The 420-nt window shown below is 58.6% G+C and carries 1 protein-coding gene; it reads left to right on the top strand.

All coding sequences use genetic code 11. The features are described from left to right. Positions 1-225: family 1 glycosylhydrolase (locus C5L13_RS28495; RefSeq protein ID WP_158693565.1), on the top strand; the 225-nt coding region annotated here is incomplete at its 5' end. Between the last annotated feature and the right edge of the window lie 195 nt (positions 226-420).

Below are 420 nucleotides of genomic sequence, written 5' to 3'. Positions count from 1 at the left end.
GCCGAGGCGATCGACGACGGCGTCGAGGTGATGGGCTACACTAGCTGGGGGCCGATCGATCTGGTCAGCGCCTCGAAGGCCGAAATGTCGAAGCGCTACGGCTTCATTCACGTCGACAGAGACGATGCCGGCAACGGTAGCCTCGAGCGCCGCCGCAAGAAGAGTTTCTACTGGTATCGCGATGTGATCCACAGCAACGGCGCCAGCCTGAAAGACCGACGCTAACCCTTCAGCCCGGCGGCAAGCGCCGGGCGTTAACTAACGTTATTCGCTGCTGTTCATGATGGGAAATTCTCTCCCAGGGAATGCTGTTGCTCGCAGTCAGCCGTTATGCGGAGAAATATAATAATGATGAAAAGCTTATTACCTCGTTCCATGACCCTGGCGGCGCTGGCGCTGCTCTGTAGCCAGGCGCAGGCG

It is taken from the genome of Neorhizobium alkalisoli, from assembly GCF_002968635.1.
In the GTDB taxonomy this organism is placed as follows: domain Bacteria; phylum Pseudomonadota; class Alphaproteobacteria; order Rhizobiales; family Rhizobiaceae; genus Neorhizobium; species Neorhizobium alkalisoli.
This window is presented reverse-complemented; position numbering and strand designations above follow the sequence as displayed.